At 68.6% G+C, this 1,860-nt stretch carries 2 protein-coding genes and 1 pseudogene; 2 read left to right on the top strand and 1 reads right to left on the bottom strand.

The features are described from left to right. Window positions 1-508, top strand: a pseudogene (locus tag ACXJKH_RS19625) (MFS transporter); the annotation flags it as partial. A gap of 10 nt (window positions 509-518) precedes the next feature. On the opposite strand, the gene ACXJKH_RS19620 reads toward ACXJKH_RS19625, so the two are convergent. After that, window positions 519-950: a hypothetical protein gene (locus ACXJKH_RS19620; protein ID WP_457321877.1), complete on the bottom strand. Its 432-nt coding sequence runs from the start codon at window positions 948-950 to the stop codon at window positions 519-521. Between the two features lie 54 nt (window positions 951-1,004). Between ACXJKH_RS19620 and ACXJKH_RS19615 the strand changes: the two genes are divergently transcribed. Then, window positions 1,005-1,829, top strand: coding sequence for an isocitrate lyase/PEP mutase family protein (locus ACXJKH_RS19615; protein ID WP_457321875.1), 825 nt, complete (start codon window positions 1,005-1,007; stop codon window positions 1,827-1,829). Window positions 1,830-1,860: the final 31 nt, after the last annotated feature.

Here is a 1,860-nt window from a genome sequence, read left to right as displayed (position 1 = left end):
GTGCTTTGTCGCCTTCCTGGCAGAAGGCGTGATGCTGGACTGGAGCGCGGTATTCCTGCATGAAGTGCAGCAGGTCGACCCCGCGCGTGCCGGGCTGGGTTTCATGACCTTCGCCATCGCGATGACGGTAACGCGGCTGGTCGGCGATGGCGTGGTGGCACGGCTGGGACGGCACCGCGCGATCCTGCTGGGCAGCCTGGTCGCCGCCGGCGGTTTCGCGCTGGTCACCTTTGCCCCGGCACTGCCACTGGCGCTGCTCGGCTACGCGCTGATCGGCCTGGGCTGCGCCAACATCGTGCCGGCGCTGTTCTCGATGGCCGGCAACCAGAAAGCCATGCCCGAAAGCCTGGCGATTCCGGCCATCACCACGCTCGGCTATGCCGGCGTACTGGCCGGACCGGCGCTGATCGGCTTCGTCGCCCACGGCAGCAGCCTGGTATTCGCGTTCTGCCTGGTCGCCGCTGCGCTGTTGCTGATCGGGCTGGTGGCGCGCTGGGTGAAGGCCTGAGCCAACGGTGTCACTTGGCGCCGGCAGCATGGGCGGCGTGCTCGCACTTGGCGTACTCGTCGCGGCTGATCCTCATGTCCTTGTCGGCGTCGCACTTGCGCAGGCGCGCGGCAATGGCATCGGGATACACATTCACCTCCGGCAGGGTAACGATGCCGTCCTTGTCCTTGTCCAGCGCCTCGAACGCAGGCAGCGGCGCGGGCGCCCTGGCTGTCGGCGCGGCAGCGGCGTTCGCGGCGATGCCTGCCAACAGCAGCATCGTCAGCAGCCAGCGCGATCTTTGTGCCATCCGGTTCATCAGTGTTCTCCCAGGTCGTGGCGACGGATGATCCGGCGCCTGCGCAAGGCTGGACCTGCCCGCCAGTCGTTGGGCGTGAACGCAGCGCCGGGCATTCCCACGGCGGCTTAACACGGCGACCAGCACGGCCGCGTGGATCAGCACGGGGCTGACCAACGGTGGCGTTACCATCGGCTCACCGCCTGCCGGATACGCGCCATGACCGCACCGTCCTTCGATCCCCGCCCGCGCCGCGCGGCCTTCCGTGCGCTGCATGACGACGGCTGCTTCGTATTGCCCAACCCGTGGGATCCGGGCAGCGCACGCTACCTGCACAGCCTGGGCTTCCAGGCAGTGGCTTCGACCAGTTCCGGCCATGCCTGGAGCCAGGCGCAGGCCGATGGCACGGTGTCGCTGGATGAAACGCTCGCCCACCTGCACACCCTTGCCGCCGCCACGCCGCTGCCGCTGAATGCCGATTTCGGCGACGGCTTCGGCACGCTGGATGAGGTCGGCAGCAACGTCACCCGCGCCATTGCCACCGGGGTGGCGGGTATCTCCATCGAAGATGCCGGGCCAGACCCGGCCCATCCGCTGCGCACGCTGGAGGACGCGGTGGCACGGGTACGCGCGGCACGCCGGGCGATCGACCAGTCCGGTGAAGATGTGCTGCTGATCGGCCGCGCCGAAAACTTCTTCGTCGGCCGCCCCGACCTGGACGATGCGATCACCCGGCTACGCGCGTATGCCGACGCGGGCGCGGACTGTCTCTACGCACCCGGCATCAGCACCCGCGAACAGATCGAAGCGGTGGTCAACGCCGTGGCGCCGCAGCCGGTCAATCTGCTGGTCGGCGCCGCCGTACCGTTCACCCTGCAGGACATCGCCGCAATGGGTGTGCGCCGGGTCAGCGTCGGTGGCGCGATGGCACGGGTCGCCTGGGGCGGGATGATGCGCGCCTCGCAACTGCTGATGGACGAAGGCCGCTTCGACGGATTCGCCGATGCGGCATCCGGGGCCACCTTGAACCAACTGTTCCGCTGAGCGCACTTCAGTGGCTGGACAGCACCACCAC

It is taken from the genome of Stenotrophomonas sp. P5_B8, from assembly GCF_054049855.1.
Note: the sequence above shows the minus strand (reverse complement) of the source record. Positions and strands in the feature narration are given on the sequence as shown.